General features: G+C 60.7%; 2 protein-coding genes and 6 pseudogenes. 4 read left to right on the forward strand and 4 right to left on the reverse strand.

Going from position 1 to position 6,131, the window contains the following annotated elements; genetic code table 11:
• A pseudogene (locus tag IVA82_RS21950) lies at positions 1 to 268 on the forward strand (hypothetical protein); the annotation flags it as partial.
• Between the two features lie 19 nt (positions 269 to 287).
• On the opposite strand, the pseudogene IVA82_RS21955 reads toward IVA82_RS21950, so the two are convergent.
• A pseudogene (locus IVA82_RS21955) lies at positions 288 to 1,068 on the reverse strand (IS5 family transposase); the annotation flags it as partial.
• 559 nt (positions 1,069 to 1,627) lie between these two features.
• Positions 1,628 to 2,360 (reverse strand): annotated as a pseudogene (locus IVA82_RS21960) (IS6 family transposase).
• Positions 2,361 to 2,411: 51 nt separating this feature from the next.
• Between IVA82_RS21960 and repC the strand changes: the two are divergent.
• Positions 2,412 to 3,638, forward strand: a complete 1,227-nt coding sequence (gene repC, locus IVA82_RS21965; RefSeq protein WP_247493523.1) for a plasmid replication protein RepC — start codon at positions 2,412 to 2,414, stop codon at positions 3,636 to 3,638.
• A gap of 527 nt (positions 3,639 to 4,165) precedes the next feature.
• Here repC and IVA82_RS21970 read toward each other — a convergent pair.
• A complete protein-coding gene (locus IVA82_RS21970) occupies positions 4,166 to 4,597 on the reverse strand; it encodes a plasmid pRiA4b ORF-3 family protein (protein WP_247493524.1) in 432 nt (143 codons plus the stop codon).
• 15 nt (positions 4,598 to 4,612) lie between these two features.
• On the opposite strand from IVA82_RS21970, the pseudogene IVA82_RS21975 reads away from it, so the two are divergent.
• Both IVA82_RS21975 and IVA82_RS21980 read left to right on the forward strand, forming a co-directional pair.
• Positions 4,613 to 5,526 (forward strand): annotated as a pseudogene (locus tag IVA82_RS21975) (IS3 family transposase); the annotation flags it as partial.
• 172 nt (positions 5,527 to 5,698) lie between these two features.
• Positions 5,699 to 5,824 (forward strand): annotated as a pseudogene (locus IVA82_RS21980) (integrase core domain-containing protein); the annotation flags it as partial.
• A gap of 143 nt (positions 5,825 to 5,967) precedes the next feature.
• Here the strand turns inward: IVA82_RS21980 and IVA82_RS21985 are convergent.
• Positions 5,968 to 6,131, reverse strand: a pseudogene (locus IVA82_RS21985) (IS256 family transposase); the annotation flags it as partial.

Raw genomic sequence — 6,131 nt, forward strand, 5'->3', positions numbered from 1 at the left:
CCATGAACGCAAACTCGGCAGCCAAACCAAGGATGATATCGATAAAGAACCTCGCGAAGAACGGTCCTGTGGGCGTTCTCAAACCTCGTTGTACAACGGCCAACGCCCGCATTCCTCGCTCGGCTATCTGGCCCCTGCGGCCTATGCCGCCTACCTCACCGCAACGTGCGATCGGCTGCGCAACCCCGACCAGCTCCGCCGATCGCACGTTGCTCACACCGCGCCAAACGGCGTAACATCCGCCGAGACTCTAACCGCTACTGGGTGAAACTTCAGGGGCAGGTCACCTTGTCTTCACCCGCCGTGATGCGGCGGCCTGCGGCTTTGCGTCTCGCCTTCAGCATGGTCTCCGAAGCCCGGCGTTCGGCGGTGCCATTGGCATGCGTGACCCTGCCGGCCACCGCCAGCCCATGCCGGTTCTCCATGGTGGCGTGGCCCATATAGCAAAGCTTGGCCTCCCGTCCGGCCACCTTGCGATAAAGCCTGCTGTCCGGGTCACTGGTGCTCGCATGGGTGTCGTTCTTGCGTTTCTGGCCATGGAAGTTGGCGCCGTCATCATCGTCGCCGCTGCCGTCCTTGGGGCGAAAACTCTTCTGCGAAGCCCAGGCTTCGATCAGCGTTCCGTCCACCGAAAAATGCTCGTCCGACAATAGCGGCTTGACCTGAGAATCGTTCAGAAGCCTGGTCATGAACTTCGTGAACACATCGGCGTTCTGCAGCCGCTCCCGGTTCTTGGTAAAGGTAGCCGGGTCCCAGACCGGATCGTCCGGCGACAGTCCCACGAACCAACGATACAAAAGATTGTAGTCCAGCTGCTCCATCAACTGGCGTTCCGAGCGGATGCCGTAGAACACCGGCTGCAGCAAGGCGCTCAGCAATTGCTCCGGAGGGATCGAAGGACGTCCCTCGCTGGCGTATAGCTTTCCAAGGCTGCGGGGCTGCGGTTCAAATCACTCAAAACATCCGGACAAGTTCCCGGACCTTCCGCAGCGGATGGTTCGCTAGCACACGTATATCCGGCGCGGTGTACGAAAACAGGCCGCCCTGATCCGTAAACCTGCCGCGCATGATCGTCTCCGCCGATTCGAGATGATAAAGTCAATCATCAAGTCCCCTCCCTGGCGAGGGGGGTTTTTCAGCAGACTGCTAGATGAGTTGGTGGCAGTGACCGGCTATCATCGCAAGCATGAGATCCGGGCCTGGCGGATCGCGAGAAGAGGCCGTCTGGCAATAACCCAGTCGTGCCAGCGCGGACCTTTGGTCCCTTCGCTGGACGACGGGCGGCGCGAGGCCTTCTTGGGAAGCTCGGCGCGATGCGGAGGCGGTGCCGGCGACAGGCTGCTGCTTGCCCCAGGAACGGAACACATGATTGGACGAAACACCCGGAACATAGCCTTTGCCCGCCTCGCGCAGCAGGGTTTCGACCTCTCCCGTGCCATATACGCTACCGGCCGCGAAGAACCAGAACGGCACCTTTGCGGCGATCGCGCGAGCGATCACAGGCGAATGGTGCGGATATTTTCAGCACGCGACGCGACGTAGGCCAGATGACGGACCGCATCGACCAGCGAAGTATCTGTTCTTCCTCGTGAGGCTGAACGTAGGCTCTGCTCGTGGGATCGTCAGCTTAATCGGGCGCTGAGCCGAAGAAGGCACTTCTCAGAGGATCGAGAATCGGCGATAGCGCCTGTCGTGCAGATCTCGCGCCAAGTCGCAAAGGCTCGCTCGCGCGAAGCACGACGGAAGTCGGCAGTGACGGCTCCGGGATACGGATGTGGAAAAGGTTCGCGACCTGATCGTGAACTGACAGAAACCGCTGAGCCTGACGAGACGATTGAAACACTTCATGATCCGCTCGCGTCGGCGCGTCGGCTGATGAGAATTCTCGGCCCCATTGTTGAGAGCTTTGTGCTGGCGATGTTCGATGTGAAAGCCCGTCTTCGCCCTTGCAGCGCCGTACGAACGGAGTTTGTTCGTGATCATCACGCGCGGCGGCGTGCCGGCGATTTCAAGAGCGTCTTGACAAGCCGCTGCGCAGCACGCGAGTCTCTTCGGCGCTGGATCAAGGCCTCGAGAACGAAGCCATTCTGGTCGACAGCGCGCCAGAGCCAATGTTGTTCGCCCGCGACCCAGATAACGACTTCGTCCAGATGCCATTTGTCGCCCAGGCGGGAGCGCGCTGGCGTATCCGATCGGAGAACGCCTTGCCGAATTCCTTCCCCACTGGCGCACGGTTCATACGTCACGAAAATGCCGCGCGCCGCAAGCCTAAGGGAAACCGAAAATACAACCAAACGGCAGAGCTGATCAGTTCCGTGGGAAGCGATCCCGGCGATTAAGGGGGCCCGGGCGCTCGGCATGGCGCTCGTCTACCCCCTCGGCCGCTCCAATTCGTTAACTTGACGGTGCCCATGCAGTCACACTCCCCAAGGACGCCCTTTGGGCGGCGATCACTGACGCTTGCCGATGTGGCAATCCAGATGGTCGCAACCGAACGTCCTCCCGAAAAGATCGTGCACAAGTGGAAGATCTTCCACGCCATCTGCACGGCGCGGCCGCGCCTTGGCGTGTCGGAGCGCGCGCTGTCGGTATTAAACGCGCTGCTGACCTTCCATCCTGAGACGGCGCTCACAGGAGAGGATGATCTCATAGTTTTCCCTTCGAACCATCAACTCACCCGGCGCGCGCACGGCATGCCGGCATCGACGCTTCGCCGTCACCTTGCTCTGCTGGTTGACGCGGGCCTGATCGTTCGGCGCGACAGTCCGAACGGCAAGCGCTATGCGCGGAAGGACAATGCCGGCGAAATCGAGCTCGCCTTCGGCTTCGATCTGTCGCCGCTCGTCGTGCGCTCGGAGGAGTTCGAGCGCCTGGCGGCCGATATCGAAGCCGAGGCCCGCGCACTCAAGCTCGTACGCGAGCGCATCACGCTGTGCCGGCGCGACATCGCGAAGATGATTGCAACTGGCATCGAGGAAGCCGTCCCGACGCGAAGGGGAGGGCAGGGGCCTGCCGATTGGCAGGTCGTGCACGCGGCCTTCCGCGCGATCGTCGATCAGATTCCGCGCACGGCTAGGCGCCAGGAGCTCGAGCCGATCGCCGACGAGCTGTCTCAGCTCGCCGACGACGTGCTCAATCTTCTGGAAGCACACATCAAATCCAAGAATCCGAGCGCCAATGAGTCCCATTCTGAGCGCCACATACAGAATTCAAATCCAGATGCCCCTATTGATCTTGAACCTGTCCTTCGAGAAGGCAGGGCGGCGGGAGCTGAGCCCAAACCTCAACCCTCGCGAGTCGGGGAGGGAGCTTATCCGTTAGGAATGGTCCTGAGTGCATGTCCAGACATCGTCGATTATGCGAAAAGTGGGGTTTCGAACTGGCGCGATTTCCTGGCCACAGCGGCCGTTGTACGATCGATGCTGGGCATCAGCCCGAGCGCCTGGGAGGAGGCGCAAACCGTCCTGGGTGAAACGCAAGCGGCGGTCGTCGTCGCCTGCATCCTGCAGCGAGGCACCGCGATCAGATCAGCTGGGGGCTACTTGCGCGGACTAACGCGGAAAGCGGATGCCGGGGAATTTTCCCTTGGGCGGATCCTGATGTCGCAGATCAACTCCCGGCTCTTGAGCCATGGGTAGACCCAGCTGGATTGGATTTTGGCTTGAGCGGACGTGGCGACAGTTCGGCGCAAGCAGACGAGGCGAAATTGATGATCACAGGTCTTTTTCGGCTAGAGCTGTCGCTCCCGGTTGCACGACCTTTGCCGTCGGCGGGGTGCCACCAAGTCGAGAGGAACTAGGTTGCCGGATTCATGCGGAGAACCGACGGGGTTCCTGCGCTCATCCCCCCGGCGCCAAGATTCGTTGGCTTCGGCCGGGTTGCCGGGTCCACATCTGGTGGGCATCTGCTCTGTTTCGTCTTTCCAGACGATACGGACATCGCAAGGTGGAGCAGCGTGGCTCGGCTGTCTTCCGACATTACCAATGTTGCCTGTCCAATCGATGATTCCGACTGAGCGCCTTTTCCGCATATGGCTCGACCACTGGACTCTTCTGGTAGGAGATTTTGCACGTTTCCAGGATTCTGCGGCACGCGCTGGTCCACAGCGGAAGTTAGTTCAAAACGTAAGCGTAGCGCTGCGGCCCTTTCGATTGGCGCTTAACGCCTATTTTGATCGCAGCTTGTGCCGCCGTGGCTTACAAATTCCGGACAATGCGTTGACGGCGCCCTCGAGCGCCTTCCGGTCGACGACGGCGGGATCGAACTGTTCGTGCCCCCAGAGGCGCATACGTTCGTGCTCTGGACGTGCGGGTTCGCTGATGGCATCGAGGTATTCGGCATAGCCGGGCGCACCGCTGACCTCCTCCGGAGGACAACGACCGGCGGCCTCGAGCAGGAGGGGAAGTCCCTCTGTCGTCGTGTTGTCGAACCATTTTTCGAGCTTGATCACATGATCCCAGCTGTCGCCGAAGTCATGAAATAATGGATCGTCTTGGCGCACTCTTGAACGATATTGGAGAGCCGCGTCTTGCGGGCATCGATAGATTGTGACCTTGCCCCACGGGCTTAATCCAGTTTGAAGTTCGCTCTGGCCCAAGACGAGGACCAGAGCATGAAGCGCAATCGTTTCAAGGAAGAGCAGATCATCGGGATCTTGAAGGAGCACGAGGTCGGGGTTTCAGTGGCCGATCTGTGCCGCAAGCACGGCGTCAGCGACGCCAGCATCTACAAATGGAAGGCGAGGTTCGGCGGGATGGACGTCTCCGAGGCCAAGCGGCTGAGAACGCTGGAGGACGGGAACACGAAGCTGAAGCGGCTCCTGGCCGACGCCATGCTGGACAATGCGGCGCTGAAGGACCTCTTGGGAAAGTAGTGGTGACGCCCGCGGGGAAACGGAAAGCTGTCGCCCATCTGGTGGATGCCCATGGGATGAGCGAACGGCGCGCGTGTAAAGCCATCGGCTGCTGCCGCATGACTATGAGATATCGGACCACGCGGACTGACGATGCCAGCCTTCGCCAGCGCATGAGGGCGATTGCCCAGGAACGCCGCCGCTTCGGCTACCGGCGAGTGCATGTTCTGCTCAAGCGGGAGGGCTATCGGATCAACCGCAAAAAGCTCTTCCGGCTCTATCGGGAAGAGAAACTGACGGTGCGCCGCCGTGGTGGCCGCAAGCGGGCGATCGGGACCAGGGCGCCGATGCTGGTTCCGATGATGCCGAACGAACGGTGGTCGCTCGACTTCGTGTCGGATCAGCTGACCGACGGCCGCCGCTTCCGCATCCTGACCGTCGTCGATGATTGTACCCGCGAGTGCCTGGCGCTAGTGGCCGACACCTCGCTCTCCGGCGTCCGTGTGGTGCGGGAACTGGACCGACTGATGATCGAGCGTGGCAAGCCGAAGATGGTGGTCAGCGACAACGGTAGCGAACTCACCAGCAACGCCATTCTCGCATGGGCCGACCAGAGCCGTGTCGTATGGCACTACATCGCCCCGGGCAAACCCATGCAGAACGCCTTCATCGAGAGGCGATGATCTCACCACGCCGCAGGCGTTGGCGACAGACCACGCGTCCTTCGTCATCAACCGCATGGAGGTGAAAAGCGAACTTCGAAATGTCCAATCCAATAGTCGCGATGTTCATCTTGATTGACTCCTTCTGCCGCCAGCACATCTGGCACGATATCACCGTCGCCGAGAGAGCGGGGCCGTCTTCCCCATCAATGCTCGGCTGCGGGATGAGCTGTTGAACGAGACGCTGTTCACGTCACTGGCTCAAGCCCGCGTCGCGCTTGGATGCTGGCGGGCCGATTACAACCGCGCATTAGAACACCCATCCGTCTATGTTGTTGAAGAAAAGAGACTTTGCTGATTGGGATGCGATCCCGTGGGGTATCTTGGGTTCTGTCGCGCTCGTGCGGCGATAGATTGAGCAGCAGTTGTTATCAGCGAGGCGCGGGAAGATCCACGGGCCGTCCGATAGCGGATGGAAGGCCTCGATCTCGCCGGCTTCAGCGGCGAGGCGTCCGCAAGTGTTTCCAGTGCTCGGCCGGGAAGTCGTAGAACGCCAGTAGCGTGTCTCGATCCTTGCTCAGGCAATCGGCGGCCTTCTCGTACTTCAGCGCGTAGCT

Source organism: Bradyrhizobium sp. 142, assembly GCF_023074015.1.
Lineage (GTDB): Bacteria > Pseudomonadota > Alphaproteobacteria > Rhizobiales > Xanthobacteraceae > Bradyrhizobium.

Coding starts and splice junctions, on each gene's coding strand:
- repC (WP_247493523.1), top strand. CDS start 2,412: ATGCAGTCACACTCCCCAAGGACGCCCTTTGGGCGGCGATCACTGACG.